The sequence below is a fragment of the Bifidobacterium primatium genome (assembly GCF_002802875.1).
Taxonomy (GTDB): Bacteria; Actinomycetota; Actinomycetes; order Actinomycetales; family Bifidobacteriaceae; genus Galliscardovia; species Galliscardovia primatium.
In genome coordinates, this window is the sequence record NZ_PEBI01000005.1 from 194898 (window position 1) to 216968 (window position 22071).

Annotated in this window: 17 protein-coding genes; 9 read left to right on the top strand and 8 right to left on the bottom strand. The window is 61.8% G+C overall.

What is annotated here, in order from left to right; translation table 11 throughout:
• From CS006_RS10230 to CS006_RS10240, 3 genes are all read right to left on the bottom strand, one after another.
• Positions 1-966, bottom strand: a complete 966-nt coding sequence (locus CS006_RS10230; RefSeq protein WP_100511725.1) for an ABC transporter permease — start codon at positions 964-966, stop codon at positions 1-3.
• Between the two features lie 22 nt (positions 967-988).
• On the bottom strand, positions 989-2653 hold the full coding sequence (locus tag CS006_RS10235) for an ABC transporter substrate-binding protein (protein ID WP_100511726.1): 1665 nt from the start codon (positions 2651-2653) through the stop codon (positions 989-991).
• 117 nt (positions 2654-2770) lie between these two features.
• Entirely contained in the window at positions 2771-4480 is a 1710-nt protein-coding gene (locus CS006_RS10240; protein WP_207760046.1) for an amidohydrolase, read from the bottom strand.
• A gap of 573 nt (positions 4481-5053) precedes the next feature.
• On the opposite strand from CS006_RS10240, the gene hpsG reads away from it, so the two are divergent.
• The 3 genes from hpsG to CS006_RS10255 all read left to right on the top strand — a co-directional run bounded on the left by hpsG (position 5054) and on the right by CS006_RS10255 (position 9893).
• Entirely contained in the window at positions 5054-7534 is a 2481-nt protein-coding gene (hpsG, locus tag CS006_RS10245; protein ID WP_100511727.1) for a (2S)-3-sulfopropanediol dehydratase, read from the top strand.
• A gap of 249 nt (positions 7535-7783) precedes the next feature.
• Entirely contained in the window at positions 7784-8986 is a 1203-nt protein-coding gene (locus CS006_RS10250) for a glycyl-radical enzyme activating protein (protein WP_100511728.1), read from the top strand.
• Between the two features lie 451 nt (positions 8987-9437).
• The gene (locus CS006_RS10255) at positions 9438-9893 is read left to right on the top strand and encodes an Hsp20/alpha crystallin family protein (RefSeq protein ID WP_100511729.1); all 456 of its coding nucleotides are present in this window, start codon (positions 9438-9440) and stop codon (positions 9891-9893) included.
• 364 nt (positions 9894-10257) lie between these two features.
• Here CS006_RS10255 and CS006_RS10260 read toward each other — a convergent pair whose 3' ends face one another.
• The 3 genes from CS006_RS10260 to CS006_RS10270 form a co-directional block, all read right to left on the bottom strand.
• Positions 10258-11106 (bottom strand): ABC transporter ATP-binding protein, encoded by an 849-nt coding sequence (locus CS006_RS10260; RefSeq protein WP_207760047.1) that lies wholly within the window; start codon positions 11104-11106, stop codon positions 10258-10260.
• Positions 11103-12197, bottom strand: coding sequence for a taurine ABC transporter substrate-binding protein (locus CS006_RS10265; RefSeq protein WP_207760048.1), 1095 nt, complete (start codon positions 12195-12197; stop codon positions 11103-11105). The genes CS006_RS10260 and CS006_RS10265 overlap by 4 nt, the downstream gene beginning before the upstream one ends.
• A 72-nt stretch (positions 12198-12269) precedes the next feature.
• Positions 12270-13163: an ABC transporter permease gene (locus tag CS006_RS10270; protein WP_100511730.1), complete on the bottom strand. Its 894-nt coding sequence runs from the start codon at positions 13161-13163 to the stop codon at positions 12270-12272.
• Positions 13164-13542: 379 nt separating this feature from the next.
• On the opposite strand from CS006_RS10270, the gene CS006_RS10275 reads away from it, so the two are divergent.
• Positions 13543-14889 carry an aminotransferase class III-fold pyridoxal phosphate-dependent enzyme gene (locus tag CS006_RS10275; RefSeq protein ID WP_100511731.1) on the top strand — a complete coding sequence of 449 codons (1347 nt, stop codon included), beginning with the start codon at positions 13543-13545 and terminating at the stop codon, positions 14887-14889.
• Positions 14890-15357: 468 nt separating this feature from the next.
• On the opposite strand, the gene CS006_RS10280 is transcribed toward CS006_RS10275, so the two are convergent.
• Entirely contained in the window at positions 15358-16389 is a 1032-nt protein-coding gene (locus CS006_RS10280) for an NAD(P)/FAD-dependent oxidoreductase (protein WP_100511732.1), read from the bottom strand.
• A gap of 360 nt (positions 16390-16749) precedes the next feature.
• Here CS006_RS10280 and CS006_RS10285 point away from each other — a divergent pair, with 360 nt between their 5' ends.
• The 5 genes from CS006_RS10285 to CS006_RS10305 all read left to right on the top strand — a co-directional run bounded on the left by CS006_RS10285 (position 16750) and on the right by CS006_RS10305 (position 21336).
• Positions 16750-18381 (top strand): nitrite/sulfite reductase, encoded by a 1632-nt coding sequence (locus tag CS006_RS10285; protein WP_100511733.1) that lies wholly within the window; start codon positions 16750-16752, stop codon positions 18379-18381.
• Positions 18381-18821, top strand: coding sequence for a flavodoxin domain-containing protein (locus CS006_RS10290; protein WP_100511734.1), 441 nt, complete (start codon positions 18381-18383; stop codon positions 18819-18821). The genes CS006_RS10285 and CS006_RS10290 overlap by 1 nt, the downstream gene beginning before the upstream one ends.
• Before the next feature lie 243 nt (positions 18822-19064).
• Complete coding sequence (locus CS006_RS10295) at positions 19065-19757, top strand: sirohydrochlorin chelatase (RefSeq protein WP_100511735.1); 693 nt, start codon at positions 19065-19067, stop codon at positions 19755-19757.
• 139 nt (positions 19758-19896) lie between these two features.
• Positions 19897-20259, top strand: coding sequence for a DUF4235 domain-containing protein (locus CS006_RS10300; RefSeq protein ID WP_165777349.1), 363 nt, complete (start codon positions 19897-19899; stop codon positions 20257-20259).
• A gap of 291 nt (positions 20260-20550) precedes the next feature.
• On the top strand, positions 20551-21336 hold the full coding sequence (locus tag CS006_RS10305) for a nitroreductase family protein (protein ID WP_100511737.1): 786 nt from the start codon (positions 20551-20553) through the stop codon (positions 21334-21336).
• Between the two features lie 282 nt (positions 21337-21618).
• Here CS006_RS10305 and CS006_RS10310 read toward each other — a convergent pair whose 3' ends face one another.
• Complete coding sequence (locus CS006_RS10310; protein WP_100511738.1) at positions 21619-21870, bottom strand: hypothetical protein; 252 nt, start codon at positions 21868-21870, stop codon at positions 21619-21621.
• Between the last annotated feature and the right edge of the window lie 201 nt (positions 21871-22071).

Sequence of the window (22071 nt, forward strand, 5' to 3'; positions counted from 1 at the left end):
TCACACCTCCTTGGCTGTGTGGGAGATTCGCGGATCGAGCAACGGGTAGATCAGATCCACGACGAGGTTGACCACCACGAACGCCGCGGCCGCGAGCAGGACCACGCCTTGCACGACGGGGAAGTCCTGGTTCTGCACGGCCTGTTGGATGAGCAGGCCGACTCCCTGACGGGAGAACACGGTCTCCGCCACGATCGCACCGTTCACGGTGCCGCCGACGATGAGGCCGAGCATGGTCAGCGCCGGCAGCGAACCGTTCTTGATGACATGGCTGACGATGATGGACCGACGGCTGAATCCGTGGGCCTTGGCGGCCACGATGAACGGCTCGCGCATCACGGTGTCGAATCCGTCCATCAGAAGCTTCGAAAGCATGGCGCTCACGGGAATGGCCATGGTGACGACGGGCAGCACCATCGTCTTCCAGCCGGTCTGCCCGATGGACGGCAGCAGGCCGAGCCAGAAGGAGAACACCTGCATGAGCAGCAGGCCGATCCAGAAGGTCGGCACCGACACCGACAGCGTCGGCAGCGACTGGAGGATCGCTCGGATGGTCTTCTGACGGAAGTACGAGGCGGCGAACGCGAGCGCGAAGGCCACGACGACGGCGAGCAGCACGGCGAGCAGGCTCACGGAGATGGTCATGCCCAGTCGCGTGGCGATCAGGGACGCCACGTTGGAGCCGTATTGGTACGAGGTGCCGAGGTCGCCGTGCAGGGCGGCGAACAGCACGCTGAAGTAGTGTCGCACCGGTGATTCGTTGAGACCGAATTCGGCACGGACCTGGGCGATCGCGTTCGGGTCGCCCACGGCCTCCTGCATGCCGCGGGCCACGAGAATCGACTGCTCGACGTTCTTGGGCAGCAGATTGAGGATGACATACGTCACCGTGTAGGCGGCCCAGAGTACAAGGACCGCCTGCCCGATGCGTTTGGCGAGGTACACCGCATATCCTTTGGGATTCATGATGGGGTCGCTTCCCGTCCGTCTACTTCGACAGCCACGTGTCGGTGAAGTCGACGGTGGTCTCCACCGCGAACCGGGTGCCGTGCACCTTGCTGGATACGGCGAGGTCCTGCGTGCGTTCGGCCAGCGGAATCGCGGCGTAGTTCTCCTCGATGAACTTCTGGAACTTCTCGTACTGCTGGAGTCGCGCCTCCTTGGTGGTGCCCTCGTCGGCCTGCTTGAGGATTCCCTGCGCCTGCTTGAGCTTGTCGGGGGTCAGCGAGTGCACGCCGCTGTAGAAGGACGGCTGGTCGCTGTAGATGAGGTCGAACACGTTCGGGTCGTTCTTGGCGTTGTACGGCGTGGTCACGAAGTCGTAGTCGCCGCTCTTCACGCGGTTGAGGTTCTCGCCGGCGGAGGGGTTGATGTCCACCTGCAGATCGATGCCCACCTTGCGCAGCTGGTCGATGAGCAGCTCCTGTCCGGTGCGCTTGGTCGCGTCGAACCATACGAGGGTCAGCTTCTTGCCGTTCTTGTGGCGGTAGCCGTCGGCGCCTTGCTTCCATCCGGCCTCGTCAAGCAGCGCGTTGGCCTTGCTCGTGTCGTAGGTGGTCGTCGACGGCGACTTCACCAGTCCCACGCTGGTGGCGTCGTAGATGCTGCCGACCACCGGGTAATCCTCGCGATATACGGCGGATGCGTACGTGGAACGGTCGATGGCGTAGGAGAGCGCCTGCCGTACCTTGATGTCGCTCAGCGGCTTGCCGGATGCCACGTTCGGATAGATGTCGAACGCCTGGCCGGGAATGGAATGCGACTGTATGGAGCCGCCCGCGGCCTTGATCTGCGCCACGGCGTTGCGCGTGAACTGTTCGGTGGTGGCCGCATGGATGGCGTCGGCCTGGCCGCTGGAGAAGCTGCCGAGTCGCACGGACTCCTCCGGCACGTACGAGACCTCGATGGTGTCGAGGTATGCCGGGCCCTGGTGCTTGGCGAGCTCGCTGGTCGGCTTGTAGTCGGCACGGCGCTTGAGAATCGTCTTGGTGTTCGGATCGTACTTTTCAAGGGTGAACGGGCCGGTGCCGTACACGCCCTGTCCGGAGCAGCGCTGGGCGGCCGGGATGTCCAGCGACTTCGGCGCGATGATGCCGAACTTGGTGGATGCCGTGGAGTTGAGGAACGCGAGGTTCGGCACGGAGAACGTCACCTTCACCGTCCTGGAGTCCACTGCCTCGGTCTTCTTCAGTGTGTTCAGCGACAGCACCTTGGAGATTGCCGCCTGCTTCGAAAGCGAGTTGATGTTCTTCACCACGGCGGCGGCGTCAAGCTTCTCGCCGTCCGAGAACGTGATGCCCTGCTTGATGTGGAACGTGTACGTCTTCGCGTCCTTGCTCACCTGCCAGTCGGAGGCGAGCCTCGGCACCAGTTTGCCGGTGTCGGGATTCTGATCGGTCAGCGACTCAACGTAGTTGCGCACGACCGTGCGCGGACCGGAGTCGGAGATGGCCTGCGACGGGTCGATGCACTGGCCGGTGTCCGGGAACTGGATGAGTCGCAGGGTTCCGCCCTGCTGAGGAGTGCCGGCCACTGCGGCATTGCTGGCCCCGGCGTTGCCGCATGCCGACAGCGCCGCTATGGCCGCCACTGCGGCGAGCGCCGCCGCCGTCCTGCCGAATCGCCGGATGGGCGAATGATTGTCTTTGAACATGATGATTCCCCTTCATGATTGATTGATTGTTGTTTCCGGCCCCGCGACCCCCATCGCATGGCCGGCAAATCCATGAAAACCGAAGACGGTTCCCGTCCCCTCAGATTTCGCGCCCCATCAGGCTTCACGAACCCATGCCGTGCGGCCGTTCTTGATGGTTTCCAGCACCTTGAGCGCGCGCAGGCTTTCGTCCGGCGCTCCGGTCTCGTCGAGCGGCACCGACAGCGGGTTCTTCTCCACGATGGCGAGGTCGGCGAGCTTGCCGGCCTCCAACGTGCCTTTATTGTGTTCCTCGCCGTACTGGTATGCGGCGTTCGCCGTGATGGCCCGGATGCCGTCGGCCACGCTCACCCGCTGGTCGAGGTCGAGCTGGCGTCCGCTTTTGGTGCGTCGCGTGGCTCCGGCCCAGATGGTGTCGAGCAGGTTCGGCTTGATGATCGGTGAATCGTTGTGGAACGTGTAGCGCAGTCCCAGTCGTTTGGCGTCGCCGGCGGCGGAGATGCGTCCGCCGCGTCGGGCGCCGAAGTTCTTCACATGCACGTCGCCCCAATACCAGGTGTGCGCCACGAAGAACGACGGGATGCCTCCGAGCCGGCCAAGCCGTTCCAGCTGGTCGCGGCGGGCAAGCTGGCTGTGGATCATCACCGGATGCAGGTCGCGTTTGCCGGGATTCGGCGAATCCGTGAGCGCCCGCTCATAGGCGTCGAGGAAGCGGTCGGAGGCGGCGTCGCCGTTGGTGTGCACGATGAGCTGCAGGTTGTTGTCGATGGTCCTGCGGGCGGCCTGGTAGACGTCCTCCTCGCTCACCGAGGGCCCTCCCCGGTAGCCTTCTCCTTCCGGGCCGGGCGTGTAGGGCTCGGTCACCCATGCGGTGCGGGCCTGCGGCGAGCCGTCGAGCACGACCTTCAGTCCGCCGATGCGCAGACCGTGGTGATAGTTCTTGCCCACGTAGGTGGCGTAATCGTCGAGCACGCCGTCGGAGTCCCTGCCGCTGACCGGATAGGCGACCACGTCGAGCCGCAGTCCGTGCCGGTTGCCGAACCGTGCGAAATCGGCGATGGGCTGCCGTCCGGAGGCTCCGTCCTGGGCGGTGGTGATGCCGTTGGAAAGATAGACGTCCTGGGTGGCGTCGCCGAGTTCGTCGAAGTCCACGACGCTGCGTTCGGCGGCGACGGCGCGGATGCGCCAGGCCGCCTTTTCCGCGGCGAATCCGTTGATGAGTCCGTTCTCGTCGCGGCCGAACGTGCCGCCGAACGGGTCGGGGTCGTCGAGATGGATGCCGCTGACCTCCAACGCCTTGGTGTTGGCGGCGAGTACATGGCCGGAGACGTGCACCGCGACGACCGGTATGGTCGTCGACACGCGGTCGAGATCGTGCCGCGTCGGATGCTGTCCGCCGGCGAGCGTGTTCTGGTCGTATCCGTTGCCGATGATGATGCCGCCGGCATCGATATGCCGGCGTTCGGCGAAGTCGCGCAGCCGGTTCACGACGTCGTCGATGTCCACGGAATCATGCAGATCCGCGGTGGTGAAGTAATGCGCGATGGCCGAAAGATGACCGTGCGCGTCGATAAACCCCGGCAGCAGGGCCGCGCCATCGAGGTCGCGCTCCTCGACGCCGTCGAGGTCGGCGGCGCGGGCGCGCGCCTCGTCCTCGTCGCCGACGAAGGCGATGCGCCCGTCGGCGTCGGTAAGCAGCGCCTGCGGCTGCGGCTCGTCCTCGAATCCCGGCTTGGCGGTGAGGATCTCGCCGTTGACGAAGAGCCGCAGTCGGATGGCGTCATCGGTAACGTCGGCGTGCGTGGTGGTGTGATTGTCTGACATCATGTTCCCCCAATCGATGTCGTTGCGATTGCATTGTCCGGATCCTCGGCGGCATTGGCGATGACGGCTTCCCCTGAAGCCGTCAGGCCCCATATATCGGTTTTGCCGATTTCCTATGGCTTCCCCCGATGATTCCGAAACGACGTTGCGAACCCCCATCCGCGTCGTCGTTGGTTGCCATCGTAGCGGCGAAAACACCGCCGACCGGCCGAAATCGGCGGATTGACTATAGCGGCTGGTTATAGCCGTTCACCGTTCGTTCCGCCGCCGCCGTTCTTGCAGCCGGCATAGGCAATGGTTATGACCGCGGCCGCCGCGCGCGGCCGGCAGACCCCTTGGCTCCCCTCAAGATTGAGGGGAGCTGTCGGCGCAGCCGACCGAGGGGAGTTGACCCCGACATCACAATCCCGTAAATCACAGCATTTCCAACGATTTATGAGGCATCATAAGCAACTCCTATACAGCATTCGGCGTAAAACGGCTCGTCGTCATCGATGCCGCCGTTAGGCTGAAATTATTGCCGTATTCGCTGGGATGTTCGGATACGGCAGCACTGAACTGATGGGAGACAAATCGATGACCACCACCGTACTTTCGCCGCAAGAGGCGCGAATCAAGGAGCAGATCGAGAACAAGCCGGTCAAGCTCGAGCACCACACCCGCGCCAACGATATCCTCGCCCGCGTGCGCGCCGAGAAGCCGCACGTCGATGTGGAACGAGGCCTGCTGTTCACCGAAAGCTTCAAGCAGACCGAAGGCGAGCCGCTCGTGCTGCGCTGGGCCAAGGCGCTGTACCACTACGCCGAGAAGGCCACGGTCTACGTGGACAAAGACCAGCTGATCGTCGGCCGCGGCGGCGGCGAGGGCCGTTACGGCCTGCTGTACCCGGAACTCGACGGCGATACGCTCGACCTGGCCATCAAGAAGCTGCCGACGCGCGAAAGCTCGCCGTTCGACATCGACCCCGAGGATGCGAAGACCATCATCGAGGACATCGCCCCGTACTGGAAGGGCAAGACCTTCCACGAGGACCTGGCCAAGGCACTCGGCCCCGAGACGATGAAGCTCACCTACAATCCCGACGAGGCGCTGACCTCCCGCTACGTGGTGAACGAGACCGCGTCGTTCCGCTCCAGCCTGCAGTGGGTGCACGACTACGACATCGTGCTGAAGAAGGGCTTCGGCGGCCTGAAGGCCGAGGCCGAGGCCCGTCTTGCCGAACTCGACGAGTTCTCGCCCATCGACAACTGCGAGAAGAGGCCGTTCCTCGAGGCGGAGATTCTGACCGCCGACGCCATCATTCTGTGGGCCAACCGTCATGCCGACCTGGCCGAGCAGCAGGCCGGCGAGGAAAGCGATCCGAAGCGCGCCGCCGAACTGCGCCGCATCGCCGAGACCTGCCGCTGGGTGCCGGAGCATCCGGCCCGCACGTTCTACGAGGCCATGCAGAGCCAGTGGTTCACGCAGCTGTTCAGCCGCATCGAGCAGAAGACCGGCACCATCATCTCCAACGGCCGCATGGACCAGTACCTCTACCCGTTCTACAAGGCCGACAAGGAGGCCGGACGCATCACGGCCGACGAGGCGCAGGAGCTGTTCGAATGCATGTGGGTCGACATGGCCCAGTACATCGACCTCTACCTTTCCGACGCCGGCGGCGCCTTCAACGAGGGCTACGCGCACTGGGAGGCCGTGACCATCGGAGGCCAGACCCCGGAGGGCTACGACGCCACGAACGAGCTGACGTACATCCTGCTCAAGTCCAAGCGCGAGTTCCCGCTGAACTACCCCGACCTGGCGGCCCGCATCCACACGCGTTCCCCGAAGCGCTACCTGCGCGAGGTGGCCCGCACCATCAAGAGCGGCGAGGGCTTCCCGAAGCTGCTCAACGACGAGGACGTGGTGCCTCTGCTGCTCTCGAAGGGCGCGAAGTTCGACGAGGCCCTCGACTACTCGGTCTCCGGCTGCGCCGAATGCCGCATGCCGAACCGCGACACCTACACCAGCCCGAACGCGTACATCAACTTCGCCGCGGCGCTGGAGATGGTGATGTACAACGGCCGCATGCTCAAGTACGGCGACGAGGTGCTGGGCCTGCAGACCGGCGAGTTCGAGGACTTCAAGAGCTTCGACGACCTGTTCGCCGCGTTCCTCAAGCAGCAGAACAACCTGCTCAAGCACGCGTTCATCCAGCAGCACGAGATCATCCGCCTGCGCGCCGAGCACTTCGCCACGCCGCTGGGCTCGATGCTGCAGAAGCTGTGCCGCGATTCGTGCATCGACCTGCACCAGCCGAAGATCCCGGGAGGCATCGACCTCGGCTACCTCGAGTACATGGGCTACGCGACCGTGATCGATTCGCTGGCCGCCATCAAGAAGCTGGTGTTCGAGGAGCATGTGATCAGCCTGCATGAGCTCAAGGAGGCTTGCGAGCACAACTTCGAGGGTTACGAGGTGATCCGCCAGCTGCTGAAGAACGCCCCGGCCTACGGCAACGACGACCCGTACGCGGACGAGATCGGCAAGATCCTCGACCGCACGGCGCAGGAGTTCACCGCCAAGTACTCCGAGCAGATCGGCGTGCACATGGACATCCGCCTCGTGCCGTTCACCAGCCATGTGCCCTTCGGCAAGGTCGTTTCGGCCACGCCGGACGGACGCCAGGCGTTCACGCCGCTCTCCGACGGCTCCTCCGCCGCGCAGGGCGCCGACCACGAGGGCCCGACCGCGATCCTGCTGTCGAACTACCTGACCAAGAACTTCGACCACAACGAGCACGCCGGCCGTCTGCTGAACATCAAGCTGTCGCCGGGCTGCGTGGCCGGCAAGGAAGGCACCGAGAAGCTCGTGGAGTTCATCGAGACCTGGCGTGACCTCAAGCTGTGGCACGTCCAGTTCAACGTGATGAACAACGAGACGCTGCGCGAGGCCCAGAAGCATCCTGAGCTGTACCGCAACCTCATCGTGCGTATCGCAGGCTACTCCGCGTTCTTCACCGAACTGTCGAAGGACCTGCAGGACGAGCTCATCTCCCGCAACGAACAGGAAGCTTTCTAGCTCCCTCAGCCCAATTCCCTCCGGCTCCCCTCAAGATTGAGGGGAGCTGTCGGCGCAGCCGACTGAGGGGATTTTGCCGCCAAGCAAACGGCAGAGGCGTTTGCAGGCAAAATGCGAGCCGACAGGCGAGCCGCACAACCATTTGTCTCCTCCGGCTCCCCTCAAGATTGAGGGGAGCTGTCGGCGCAGCCGACTGAGGGGAGTTGACCCCACCCAACCCACCATCCACCACCTCACAGAAATCCCGTCATGCAGCAATCCCTCACCGACCGAATCCTCGCGGACCGCGAGCAGTCGTCACGCCCGACCGGCGAATGGCGGCGGCTCATGCCGCAGGATTCGGCGTTGGTGTTCAACATCCAGCATTATTCGCTGCACGACGGGCCGGGCATCCGCACCATCGTGTTTCTCAAGGGCTGCCCGCTGCGCTGCCCATGGTGCAGCAATCCCGAGTCGCAGCGGTTCGGCCCCGAAGTCAGCTACGTGGCCGACAAATGCATCGCATCGATGGGCTGCAACCGCTGCGCCCTCGCCTGTCCCTCAGCCGTCTCCCCTCTTTCCTCCGTCGCGTCCAATTCCGGCGCGGCCTCTCCCATTTCTTCCGGCTTCCCCAAACCCGGCGAAGCCTCTTCCTCTTTTTCCGGCTCCCCCTCCCAGGGGGAGCTGTCGGCGAAGCCGACTGAGGGGGTTGACCCGACGAACAGCACCGCATCCCCCATCACACTGAATCATCCCGAGCTCGACCGGCTCGACCTCACCGAGCTCACCGCGTTCGCCAAGTCGTGCCCGTCGAAGGCGCTCACGCTTGAAGGCAAGCCGATGACCGTCGACGAGGTGCTCGACGTCGTCGAACGCGACGAGGTCTTCTTCGACCGTTCCGGCGGCGGCCTTACGGTCTCCGGCGGCGAACCGCTCGCCCACCGCGCGTTCCTGACGAACCTGCTCGCCGGCGCGCACGACCGCAGCATCACCACGGCCATCGAGACCTGCGGCTACGCACCCTACGCCTCATTGGCGAGCGCCGCCGAGCATCTCGACAATGTCCTGTTCGACATCAAGTCGATGGACGACGCCAATCATCGTGAATGGACCGGCTTCGGCAACAAGCGCATCCTCGATAATTTCTCCCGTCTATGCGCCGACCATCCCGAGATTCCGAAGCTCGTCCGCACGCCGATCATCCCCGGCTTCAACGATTCGCGCAAGGACGTCGCCGCCATCATCGATTTTCTGCACGGTCTTGGCGGCCGCGAGGCGAACATCACGTATCAGCCGTTGAAATACCACCGTTTCGGCGAAGGCAAGTATCACGCCCTGGGCCGCGACTACCCCATGGGCTCCGTCAAGCTCGACGACAACCTGTTCAACGCCATCCGCGACGACGTGCTCGCGTCGGGCCTTGCCGCAGACGCCCTCTATCACGACGACGACATCGAAGACGACGAGGACTGAATTCAAAACTTGAGCCTCGGTTTTTCTTGGCTCCCCTCTTGTAAGAGGGGAGCTGTCATGCGCAGCATGACTGAGGGGATTTTGCCGTCAAGCAAACGGCAGAGGCGTTTGCAGGCAAAATGCGAGCCGACAGGCGAGCCACCACCACCCTCCAAACTTGAGCTTCTCGTCTTCCTGGCTCCCCTCTTGTAAGAGGGGAGCTGTCGGCGCAGCCGACTGAGGGGAGTCCCCAATACCCAACCCTCAAAACTTGAGCCATCACCACTCAACTTTTTCACTCACAGTAAAACTCGGGAACACCATTCGGGAATACCGGTTGGGTGAAGTGAAAGGACAAGGCAGGAGCTCCGGAAGGGGTTCCGAGGACGGCCACGATAAACCGAGCACCCGCAAGGGAGCTTGGGAAGCCAACCCGCCCTACTCCAAGATTTGAGTTCAAGGAGTATTGATTATGGCTATGTTTCCGGCTTTGATGAATGACACGATGTTCTCGGATCTGTTTGACGACCCGTTCTTCGAGGGTTGGCGTTCTGCTGGTAACAACGCTGCGGCCGCTACGCCCACCACGATGATGAGCACTGATGTTCGCGAGACCGACAAGGCGTACGACGTCGATATCGATATGCCGGGCTTCAACAAGGACGACATCAACGTCGAGCTCAACAACGGCTATCTGACCGTCTCCGCCCATAAGGACGAAGACCACGGCGACAAGGACGACGCCGGCAAGTGGCTGCGTCGCGAGCGCTACGTCGGCACCTGCTCTCGCAGCTTCTATGTCGGCGACGACGTGAAGGAATCCGACATCCACGCCTCGTACAAGAACGGCACGCTGTGCCTGGAGGTCCCGAAGATCGAGGCCAAGCCCGAGGTCGAGACCAAGCACCAGATCGCCATCGAGGGCTGATTGAATCGCTGACATGACCGGCATTGTTCCGACGCCGTCTCCGCCCTACGTTCTCTACGCGGACTAGATTGACGGACCGGCGAGGAAACAAGCCAATCACATTGAAAAGGCCGTGATGATTGTGACGACAACCATCACGGCCTTTTTTATTGCCGCGAAGCTCACCTCGGCCGGAAATCCGTCAGCAAAGCCCACCGTTTTTCGCCTCGGCTTCCCGTCAGAGGCAGCTGTCAATAAAGCTCACCATTTTTTTCTTGGCTCCCCCTGTCAGGGGGAGCTGTCAGCGAAGCTGACTGAGGGGGTCCGCCACCTACTCCCGCAATACCCCGCTCATTATCGCCTCGCCAACCTCCCCAACACCGTCCTACTGGTGGATCGCGGCATCCACGCGTGTGACCAGATCGCGGTATTCCCGCGTCGCACGCACCGCCTCGATATCCTCGGGATGTTCCGGATCACGCGGAATATCGACGGGGATGTCCATGAGCACGGTGCCGGGATGCGAGCTGAGCACGATCACGCGTGTGCCGAGGAATATCGCCTCGTCCACGCTGTGGGTGATGAAGAACACGGTCTTGCGTTTCTCCTGCCAGATGCGCCGCAGTTCGACCTGAAGATTTTCGCGGGTCAACGCGTCCAATGCGCCGAACGGCTCATCCATCAGCACGATGTCGGGGTCGGCGGCCAGCACGCGCGCTATCTGCGCGCGCTGCTGCATGCCGCCGGAAAGCTCGTACGGCTTGCGGTCCGCCGCGTCGGCGAGACCGACGATATGCAGATATTCCTTGGCCGTCCGAGCACGCGAAGCCGCGTCGACGCCCTGCACCTTCATGCCGAATTCCACGTTGCGTCGAACGTTGAGCCACGGATACAACTGCGGCTTCTGGAACACGACGCCGCGCTTGGGACTGGGGCCTTTGACCGGCTCTCCACCGATGACGATCTCGCCCTCCGTCGGCTTCTCGAATCCGGCGAGCATGTTGAGCAGCGTAGTCTTGCCACAGCCGGAACGTCCGACGACGGTGATGAAGTCGTGCTGGCGAATGGCGAAGTTGATGTCGTTCAACGCCGTCACGTCCTCGCCGCGGTCGGTATGGAACCGTTTGACGACGTGCCGGATGTCGACGGCTACGTCGTCGTTCGGCGCGCCATTCGTGGCCACGCCGCCCGATACACCGGCCGCAGCCGATACGTTGCTCTCGCTGTCGCTCACTTGGCGGAAACCTCCTTGATGGCGTCGGAATAGAATGCCGAATCATAGCTGCTGTTCACCGAGTCCACGCCGCCCTGCGCCTTGAGGAACTTGGCGGTCTTGGCGAACACGTCGGGCAATTGCTCGAAGCTCTTCTCTTGGTCGGCGGCGGTCTGGTACTCATAGCCCTTGACCTGCTGCTTGACCTGATCGGGTTTTTCGTTCAGCTGCACGGCGATGGAGTCGATAGCGGCCGCGTCACCGTCGCGCACCTGGCCGACGGCATGGTTCTCCACTGCCGTCCAGGTCTTGACTACGCCCGGATTCGCCTTGACAAACGCACTGGTCGCGAGTTCGAGATCGTAGGTCGGGGCGCCGGTCTTCGCGGTTTCGGCGCTTGACGTCACGGTCTTGCCGCCGTTGGACTTGAGTTCGCTGAGCACCGGATCCCATACCCAGGCGGCGTCGATTTCGCCGCGCTGCCAAGCGGCGGGCATCTTGTCCGGGTCGAGATTGACGAGCTTCACGTCGGAGTCGTTCAGTCCGGCGTCGGACAATGCCGACAGCAGCGAGAAATGCGAAGTCGAGCCGAACGGCACGGCGATCGTCTTGCCCTTGAGGTCCTTGATGGACGACACCCCGGAATCGCGGGTGACCAACGATTCGGCCTCACCGATCACGTCATTGATCCAGATGACCTGCACCGGCAGATCGAGCGGCTTGCTCACGGCCTTGACCGACGGGCTGGATCCCAGCAACGCGATGTCCAGCGACTTCGCGCCGAACGCCTGCAATACGTCGGCTCCCGAATTGAACTGACTCCATTCGATCTTGGCTTTGGGCAGGCAGTTTTCGAGCAGCTTCTGGTCCTTGACCACCAGGTCGGCGTTCGGAATCGACTGCCATCCCACGCGGACGGTGCCGGTGAAGTCGTTGTTCACGTCGGTCGGGCATTTCGATGATGATGCGCCGGATGCCGCACCGCCGGTGTTCCCCGCCAATTCGTCGGCCGTCTTCATCTGCCCGCAGGCCGCCATCGACAGCACGGCCGCCCCCACGGCCAGCAGCGACAGTGCCTTGCGCGTTATCGCGTTATGCGATCCGATAGACATGGTTATCCCCCAAGTTGTTCCTATGTTCCACAGCATCGGCTCCCTCGGCAAGGGGAGTCGCAACAGGAGGCCCTACTCCTTGCCGACCCACGGCGTAAGCACGCGGATGATGAGCTGGATGATGCCGTCAAGCGCCAGCGCCGCAATACCAATCACGAGGATGCATGCGATGGTCAGCGGCGTGTTCATCTCCGTGCCGGAAAGATATGCCAATGCGCCGATGCCCGGGATGCCGTTGTTGAGCTCGGCCGCCACGACGGTCGTCCACGCGAAGCCGACGGCCAGACGAATGCCGTTCAGCACCGATGGCAGCGCGCTCGGGAACATGACCAGGGCCACCAGCTGTGCGCGGTTGGCGCCAAGCGACAGCGCGGAGTTGATGCGGTCGCGGTTCACGCTTTTCAGCCCGTCGATGGTGGCGAGCACGATCGGCGGGAACGCGGCAAGGAACAGCAGCCAGATCTTCGTGGTGTCGCCGATGCCGAACCACACGATGAGCAGACCGATGTAGCCCAGCGGCGGCAGAGCGCGAACGAAGTTGATGTACGGCATGATGAGCCGGTTCAGCCAGCGCACGCCGGAAAGCACGAAGCCCAGCACCACGCCGACGACGATGGACAGCGCGAGTCCCACGCCGATGCGTTCAAGGCTCATCAGCAGATGCTGCCAGAGGAAGTACTGCTGCACACCGCAGACGATGCGTGTGGAGCCGGCCGCGATGGGATTGCAGGTGTTGGCGCGCACGAACGCGTTCCATACGGCACCCGGACTGGGAAGATACAACGGGTTGACGAGCTTCGCCGCCGTCACGGCCCACCATGCGGCCACGAATACCAGCAGCGAGATCAGTCCCTGCACCTTGCCGATCGGCAGCTTCCGTCGTGCGACGGCACCGTTCCCCGGCGTCGGCGCGATGGAGCGGATGCGCTCCTTCACCTTGCCGGCGGGCAAGCTTACTGCGGTCATGTGTTCGTCCCCTTCTGCGTTTCCGATCGCGCGTCGCCGCCATCCGTCGGCGTTCCGTTTTCCGCCATGCCATGGCGTTTCGTTGCACGTTACGAGGCGGCGACCGGCCGGAATCCTCGTAACGTCTTGAAATCCCCGGCTTTCCCAACCAACCGGAAAGCTTGCTCTCCACCTTAATCCCGCCGCATGGCCCTATCGCCGGATACGGCAAAAACGCTTATAGGCTTTCGCTATGACGTATTACCAATGCCTGATTTCCCTAGCAAACACAGGCGCCCATCATCTTTTTCCCATCACCTGTTTCCCGCGTATACTGCCAATCAGCCTACGGCGACCGTAGTGTTTTCAATCGTTGATTTCATACGAAGGGGATGTTGATATGAGTGATTTGAGCGGTGAGGAAGTCGCTCGACTCCACGAGGAATATGTGCTGCAGCCGTGGGCCAAGCAGGGTGCCCCGGCCACGCCCGTCAAGCGCGCGGAGGGCATCTACTTCTGGGACTATGACGGCAAGCGCTACGCCGACATGAGCTCGCAGATGGTCTGTTCGAACCTCGGCCATCAGAATCAGGTCGTCGTCGACGCCATCAAGAAGCAGGCCGACGAACTGTGCTACATCGCACCGAGCTTCGCGGTCGAGCCGCGCGGCAAGCTGGCGAGGCTGCTGGTCGAGATCGCCGGAGCCGAGCATTTCCAGCGGGTCTTCTTCACGCTTGGCGGCTCGGATTCCAACGAGAACGCCATCGAGATCGCCCGCTTCTACACGGGTCGTCCGAAGATTCTTTCCTGCTACCGTTCGTACCACGGCTCCACTCTGGGTTCGGCGTTCGCCAGCGGCGACTGGCGCCGTTTCGCCTACGAGACCGGCGGTGCCGCGCCGTCGTTCGTGCACTTCCTCAATCCGAGCGTGTATGAGGACGGTTTCGACCGCACGCCGGAGGACGAGGAGCGCTGCACCCGTCAGTACCTGCATCAACTCGAACAGCAGATCGCCTATGAGGGTCCGGAAACCATCGCCGCGGTGCTCATGGAGTCGATCGTCGGCGCGAACGGCGTGCTCATCCCGCCGAAGGGCTACATGGAGGGTGTGGCCGAGCTGTGCCATAAGAACGGCATCCTGCTCATCTGCGACGAGGTGATGGCCGGTTTCGCCCGCTCCGGCAAGATGTTCACCTGGCAGAACTTCGACCTCGTTCCCGATCTCGTCACGTTCGCCAAGGGTGTGACCGGCGCGATGGTGCCGCTCGGCGGCGTTATCGCCAGCAAGGAAATCTCGAAGTTCTTCGAAAGCCATCCGCTTCCCTGCGGTCTGACGTATTCCGGCCATCCGCTGGCATGCGCCGCCGGCGTTGCCGCCACGCAGTACTATCTCGACAACGACATCTGCGCCCATGTGAAGCAGCTCGAAGACGTGCTCAAGCCGCGGCTTGAGGAGTTCGCCGAGCGTCACGCCTGCGTGGGCGAGGCCCGCTGCATCGGCCTGTTCGCCGCGCTCACGCTGGTGAAGGACAAGCAGACCCGCGAGCTGCTTGCCCCGTACCATACGGCGAACGGCCGCATGCCGGCCATCTTCGCCGAGCTGAAGAAGCGCGGCTTCTACACGTTCGGCCGCGAATCGAACCTCAACGTCTGCCCGCCGCTCATCATCACCGAGGACGAGCTCAACGAACAGCTCGACATCCTCGACGAGGTCCTCACCTGGGCCGACCACGAGTTCTGCGAGTAATTCCGTCTCTCTGCCATCCCGAGCGAGCGTCAGCGAGTCGAAGGATCTTGAACCATCCACACAGCAATCCTTCGACTCCGCGTCTCGCACCCCGCTCAGGATGAATAAGCGGAACCGTCGCAGCCATATGGTTCCGGGGAGCCGTCGGCGCAGCCGACTGAGGGACTGAGGGGAGGAATACACAACGCCTCTCTGGTGCGGAACGCGGGGAACCTTTGGACCTGCGTTCCGTGCCATGTTTTTATGTCACGGAACGCGAAATCCTCCATAATCATCATTCCCTGCCAAGTCGACGCCCATATACAACAAGAGGACCGTTGGAATTCCAACGGTCCTCGTTTCGTATGGGCGTCTATTCTGTCACGGAACGTAAGAAAAGACCTTTTCATCGTTCCGTGCCGCACAACCACGTCACGAAACGCAATACATCACGTTGCCCGCGTTCCCTGCCACGCAATCAGCGCGCAATCAGCTGTGCAGCGGCTGCTTGCGATCGGGGTACAGCTCCTCCGAAAGGTGGTTCACCGCACGCGGCACCTCGCCGAAGCCCGCGGAGATGAGCTTCACCTTGCCCGGATAGTTCACCGCGTCGCCCACGCCATAGATACCGGGGATTTCGGTCTCGAGGAACTCGTTCACCTGCAGATCGCCGCGCTTGACCGGCAGGCCCCAGTCGCGCAGCAGATGGTTGTCCGACGTGAATCCGTAGTTCACGAGCAGTGCGTCGACGTGCAGCGAGGGCTGGTCGTCGCCCTTCACCTGTGCCAGGTCGATGCGCAATCCCGCGCCCTCGCCCTCATCCACCACGTCCACGAACTTGTACGGGGTCAGAATCTCCACCGACGATTCCCTGAGCTGCGCCACGCTGGATTCCAGCGCACGGAAGTTGTCACGACGGTGGACGAGCGTCACATGGGCCGCGATCTTCTCGAGTTCCAGCGCCCAGTCGATGGCCGCGTCGCCGCCGCCGGCCACAACCACGTTCTTGCCTTCGAAGTCGGCCAGTCGTTTGACGAAGTAGAACACCTTGCTGCCGTCGAGCCCATCACGGTCGTAGTCGATGGCAAGCGGTCGGGGAGCGAACGCGCCGCTGCCGATGGCCACGATCACGCTGCGCGTGTGCACGGAGCGGGTCTTCGTCGTCAGAACGAACGTGCCGTCGTCAAGACGATTCAGCCCCTGCACCTCCTCGTTCACATGCACGTCGATGCGGTCGCCGAACGAGTCGATCTGCTTCTGCAGATTGGCGATGAGTTCGGCGCCGGTGCCGGAGACGAAGCCGGCGATGTCGTGAATCGGCTTTTCCGGATAGAGCGCCGCCACCTGGCCGCCCAGCTGCGGCAGGCTGTCGATGAGCTGCACGCTGAGATTGCGCATGGCCGAGTAGAACGCCGTGAACATGCCGATCGGGCCTCCGCCGATCACCACGACGTCGACGAGTTCGTCGCTGCCGGTCACGCCGTCGGCCGCGACCGCGGCCGTATTGTCGGTAGTGCTCATAGTCTGGATATCCCCCATAATCATGAAAAACGGTTGATGATACGCGTCAGTATACGGATTCAACCCCGTTGGCGAAACGATGCCTCATTCCCGCAAATCGTTGCAATTCCAACGATTGATAACGACTCACAAATAGAACCGTCACCGCATTCGGCACCGTCGTAACATGACCGACATCTCATAATCGTTGCAATTCCAACGTTTTTCAGCGTTTTTAGCGTCCGTCGTCCGTTTTGACAGCCACCCTCGCCGATTTGTACGCTTCCGTCTTGTTACAGACATTACAGGGCCAGTCGTCGCCGATGCCGGAACCGACACCGACACCGACGGCAACGCGACGGAAGGGGACGAGCCGGGGTCATGAGTTACATCGCAACCTGGGCGGATCAGAAACTGAACGCCAATGAGATCAGCAAGCTCAAGGAGGACGGCCTTGACGTGTTCAAGGACCTTCCCGAGCTGGTGAAGAAGCCGTTCTCCGAGGTCGACAAGAGCTACTTCATGTACTTCAAGTACGCCGGCCTGACGGTGCAGAAGCCGCAGGACGAGGGCTACTTCATGATGCGCATCAAGATTCCCGGCGGCCGCATCAACATCAAGCAGGCCGATCACATCGCGTGGATCGGCGAGCACTATGCGCATGGCGTCATCGATCTGACGACCCGTCAGGCGGTGCAATACCATTGGATTCCCTTCGCCGAGCTGGTCGACATCTTCGCCGGCATCGAGAACGTCGGTCTGACGACGGTCGGCGCCGAGGGCGATATCACGCGTAACGTCATCGACAACACGCTGTCGGGCATCGATCCCGACGAACTGTTCGACACCCGTCAGACGGTGCTCGACGTGTACCGCCGCTTCCAGGGCAACTACGATTACTCGAACCTGCCGCGTAAGTTCAAGATCTCCATCAGCAGCAACCTGTACAACGCGGCCGACGCCGAGATCAACGACCTCGCGTTCGTGCCGGCCACGAAGCGCATCGGCCGTCATACGGTCAAGGGCTTCAACGTGAAGGTCGGCGGCGGTCTCGGCATGAAGCCGTATCTCGCCCAGCAGCTGAACATCTTCGTGACGCCGGACCGCGTGGCCGACGTCGCCGAGGTGGTCTGCCGCATCTATCGTGACTACGGCTATCGTCGCAGCCGCTCGAAGGCCCGCCTGAAGTTCCTGGTCAAGGACTGGGGCGCGGAGAAGTTCGAGGACAAGGTGCGCGAGTACATGCCCGATCTGCAGACCAAGGGACGTGACCGCACCAAGGGCTGGAACAACGGCAATGCGCTCGGCGTTCACCGCCAGAAGCAGAAGGACTTCTACTACATCGGCGTCTCCGTGCCGTCGGGCCGCATTTCGGCCGACGACTTCAAGGCGCTGGTGGATGTGGCCCGCGAGTACGGCAAGGACGAGATTCGTTTCGACCACTGCCAGAACATGATCATCCCGTGGATCCCCGCGGACAAGATCAAGGAGGTCGAGGCACTGCCGATCTTCGAGAAGTTCTCGCTGCATCCGCACCTGATCGCCGACTACGGCAACACCTGCACGGGCGCCGAATACTGCAACCTGGCCAACACGCTCACGAAGTCCATCTTCAAGCCGCTGGTCGAGGAGCTCGACAACCGCTTCTCGTTCGACAGCCCGCTGAACGTGACGATGACCGGCTGCGGCAACAACTGCGCGCACCGCTCCATCGCCGACATCGGCGTGGAGGGCGTGCACGCCCGTACTCCCGACCGTCAGCATGTGCCGGGCTTCAAGCTGTCGGTGGGCGGCAGCCTGGTGAACGGCGGCCATTTCAACGAACAGCTGAAGGGCACGTTCTCCCAGGCTCAGCTGGCCGATTCCATCTCGGCGCTGCTGGCCGACTACCGCGACAACCATGAGGGGTCCGAGACGTTCTACGAGTACTACTCGCGTACCGGCACCGATCACTTCCAGGAAGTTTTGAACAATTACACCGCAACCCTACCCGCAACGGAGGTACTGAAATAATGAGCACCAAGATCATCTTCACCAGCGCGACTGGCAACACCAAGGAGGCCGTCGAGCTTCTTGAGGAGGCGCTGCAGGACCTCGATCAGGACGTCGAGGTGTTCGACGCCGAGGACGGTGTGGAGGTCGACGAGTTCTTCGACGACGCCGACAACTATGTCGTGGCCAGCTGGAGCGACGGCGACAACGGCGAGGTGCCCGGCGGCATCGTGGACTTCTACGACGATCTCGACGGCTACGACCTGTCCGGCAAGAAGGTCGCCGTGCTGGGTACGGGTGACACCAGCTACCCGCACTTCTGCGCCGCGGTCGACATCTTCGAGAAGCTCCTCAAGGAGGACGGCGCCGAACTGGTGGCCGAGCCGCTGAAGATCGAGCTCGCCCCCGACGACGACGCCATCGAAAAGATCAAGGAACTCGCCAAGACCCTCGCCGAATAGTCCCACCCTCAGTCAGGGATACGGTGGTCATAGCGTCACCATGATTCCGTCCATCGTCGCAATCACCTAGGTGCCGCGGGGATATGCGATGCTCGACCGTAAGCTAGGAGCCGGCTTGTCCGGCTCCGGGGCCGAACGGCCTTGAGTGTGTCGAGCATTGCATATCCTCGCGGCGCCATTCATTGGTGCCACCGTACAATACAGTTACACGAACAACTCAGCATCCAAGCAAAGGAGCATCCCATGACCACCGGCTATCTCTACGTCCTGCATGGCCGTCGCGGCAAGATTCCCGAGTCGAATCTCGAACTGCTGGGCGATTTCATCAGGGATGCCGGTCAGACCGGTCGCATCGCGTTCCTTGAGGGAGATGAGCAGACGTTGGAGGATGGCATCCGCGCGCTGCAGGCCGATAACGATCATCTGGTCATCGTGCCGGTGCTGTTGTATTCGGCGACGCATATGCGTTGGGATATTCCGCAGCGTACCCGTGAGGTCATCGATCCGAACGTCACGCTTGAGGTGACGGAGCCGCTGGCCACGACGAAGGCCGTCCATGATTATCTGGTGGATTTGCTGGGCAAGGCGGTGAAGGAATATCCGGGTCGCAAGGTGCTGCTGGTGGCGCATGGCACGCCGCATTTCCCGGAGCCGTTCGAGCAGCTGACCGAGCTTGCAGAGGATGTCGAGCATCGTATCGGTGTGCCGATCATCTGCACGAATCATATCGGTTCGCCGCGCATCGAGGACACGTTGACGCATCCGGAGGCGCAGGGCCCGCTGATCGTGGAGCGTCTGTTCCTTACGGATGGTCGTCTGGCGAATAAGATCAAGGCCCGCGTGGAGGCGTTGAACGACGATACCGTGTTCCTGCCGACGATGGAGGACGACCCGGTCATCGTCGATGCCATCAAGGAACGTCTCGCCGAACTGTAATCGACGTTTATTAGTGGGTTTGTGGGTCTATGCGTTCACGAAGAAGTCGAAAACCCCATCTTTGTGAACGCATAGACCCACATTCATGTTTTCGCGACCCGACAGACCCACAAATTGGAATCATGGAATAATGGTGTTCATGACTGATTCCCGTGAAGATGCATTGAGCCCGACCGCGCGCGATATCGTGGAGGGCATCGATGCCTTCAATGAGAAAGTGACCGACATGCGTACCAAATTTGAAGCCGATCCCGATGACGCGATTGACAAGATGATGAAGGTCGTATTCCCCGCAGCCGCCGGTTTCGTGGCCAGCAAGGCGTTGGAACTGATGTGGAACCATGGCACGCCGAAGCACGCGCCGAAGATCGGCGTCGTGCGCGGCATGGTGAATTCGGCCGTGTTCGCCGGTCTTTCGGCTGCGGTGGGAGCGATGGTCTCCCAGGCCAGCGAACACGGGTCCCAGGCGTTGGTCAACCGTCGTCATCGCAGGAACCGTTAGCTTCAGCGGCCTCTCTCCCCTTCCTCCGCTACTCCTCTTCGCAAAGAGAGCAACCGTCACAGGTTGTATATCTGAAAGGAGCCCTCTCAGGGGACTCCCATATCCCTGGATATCCCCAAAGTTATTCCAATAATCACCATACAACTGGTGATAACCGTCACACCCGTTCAGCCATACTTAGGCATCCATACTCAAGCGTCCATCCGTCCTTCACCGCTTCACCGCTTCAATCGCTTCACCGATGATGAAATAATCTACTGTTTTGGCCGCCATCGGTGACACAATTTAGTCATGGCAAACACCACATATGATCTTCATAATCCGACCATCGAGACGCTGCTGAATCGTCGTTCGATTCGCGCGTTCGCCGATGAACCCATTCCTGCCGATGTCGTCGATACGTTGGAATCCGTGGCGCAGCACGCCGCGTCCAGCCAGTATCTCAATGATTGGTCCGCAATTCGTGTGACCGACCCTGACGTTGCCGCAAAACTTGCCGAAATCGGCGGGCAGCCGTATATCGCGCAGGCGCCGCTGCTGTACGTGTTCGTGCTGGACGAGCACCGCAACGCACAGATCGCCGCCGCAAAGGGCGTGGACGTGGATTCGGACGCGTTTACGCTCAATGGAAGCTATCGCTTCTCACAGGCCCAGAACGACGCCGTTCTGGCGCTGCATGCGATGGAGACCGCCGCGTATTCGCTGGGCCTCGGCTGTGTGATTCTGGGTTCGCTGCTCAACGACGTGGATGGACTTATCGAATTGCTGAAGCTGCCGAAGTACACGTATCCTGTGCTGGGTCTGGCGATCGGCAAGCCCGCTCAGGAGCCGGCGTTGAAGCCTCGTATGCCGAAGAGCGTGCAGTTCTTCGAGAATGAATATCCCCAGAGTTCCGATGAATTGTTGACAACTCTTGCTGATTTCGATGCGGATGTGCATAAGTACTATGATCTGCGCAACACGGAGCGCCCGGTCGACGCGTTCAGCGATCAGATCGCCAACAACGCCGTGGCCAACATGGATGGCCGTACTGTTGGCGAGCCGGCAGCCCGTCAGGGTTTCCGCCTGGATCGCTGACCCCGCGCTCCCGCTATCACACCAGTAGCCGCCACCCCATAGAGTATCCGCCTAGCGACAGATGAGGTGTACGTTTCGCGATCGTAGGCAGCGAAGGCATTTGATATGCTTCGCAATCAAATGCCGAAGCGAGGCCGCTGAGCCGTTAAGCGGGCAGTCCAGTGGACTGCCCGTAGGCGATGCGAGCAGCCGCCAAGGCTGCGAGGCCAGCGTCAGCTGGTGCCTTGAGTGTATCGCGAAATGTACGCCTCATCTGTCGCCTGAGTAAACCTCTATGAATTGTTAGCGGCGCCGCGGCTTGTAGCCTTTCTTGCGCGAGTGTGGCTTGATCTGCTGGTTCAACGGCACATGCACCCATGAGTTTTCCGGCGAATGGCTGGTCAGATGCCATGTGCCGCAGTATTGGCAGCGATATACCCAGAGTCGTGCACCGCGTTCGATGAAGCTTTGTTCCGCCGCGCGTTCGGCCTGTGCCTTGTCGTGATACATGATCTTCGATGATGACGTACAACGCTTGGGCGTAAAGAAGTGCATGATTGGTATGGTAGTCGCTTGCCGTGTATTTGTCGGCGTTCGGTTTTTCGCGGATGTTTTTTGTGTTTGTGTGTGGATATGGGAGAACCCCGGACCATTGGTCCGGGGTTCTCGAAAAGAATAATTGCGGCGGCGTGCTACTCTCCCACACCCTGTCGGGTGCAGTACCATCGCCGTGCCGGGCCTTAGCTTCCAGGTTCG